Annotated in this window: 1 pseudogene; it reads left to right on the forward strand. The window is 48.4% G+C overall.

The features are described from left to right. Window positions 1–771: pseudogene (locus DMH08_RS39645) on the forward strand (IS3-like element IS1397 family transposase); the annotation flags it as partial. Window positions 772–850: the final 79 nt, after the last annotated feature.

The following is an 850-nucleotide window of genomic DNA, read 5'->3' on the forward strand; positions in this document are numbered from 1 at the left end:
CTGTACTACCAGCTGTCACTGCAGAAGGCTAAGGACAAGTATGCTGATGTGAAACAGCTCATAGCCTCCATCTTCCATGAACACCGGGGATGTTATGGGTACCGGCGGATCCATTGTGAGCTTCAGAAAAGAGGTCTTAAGTTCAGTGGCAAAACAGTGCGAAAACTGATGCAACAGCTCGGCCTGAAGTCTCCTGTGCGCCTGAAGAAATACCGGTCTTACCGGGGAAATATGGGACTCGCCGCAGAAAATATCCTTCAGCGGCAGTTCAAAGCGGAAGCTCCCTGTGAGAAATGGGTGACAGATATCACCTAATTCAGGGCTGGCGGACAAAAACTGTACCTGTCCCCGATACTTGATTTGTTTAACGGGGAAATCGTGGCGTGGGAAACTGCCTGCAGGCCTACAGAGGAGCTGGTGAAGCGGATGTTAAATAAGGGGCTGGAAAGCCTTGCTGAAGGGGAGAAACCGCTGCTCCACAGTGATCAAGGATGGCATTACCGGATAAAAAGTTATCAGTCCGCCCTGGCGGACAGAGGGTTAGTGCAGAGCATGTCGCGCAAGGGCAACTGCCTTGATAATGCGGTAATGGAGAACTTCTTTGGTCACCTGAAAGAAGAAATGTACTATCGCCGGGACTACAGAAATGTAGAAGAGCTGGAAAATGCCGTTAACGAATACATAACTTACTGGAATCAAAAAAGAATAAAACTCAGTCTTGGGGGACTCAGCCCGGTAGAATACCGGACTGAGTATCAAAAAGCCGGTTAACTGAAACTGTCCAGGTTTTGGGGTTCAGTTCAAACGCCTTATCCGGCCTACAAAATCGTGCTAATTCAAAATATTGCAT

It is taken from the genome of Actinomadura sp. WAC 06369 (assembly GCF_003947565.1).
In the GTDB taxonomy this organism is placed as follows: Bacteria; Actinomycetota; Actinomycetes; order Streptosporangiales; family Streptosporangiaceae; genus Spirillospora; species Spirillospora rifamycini.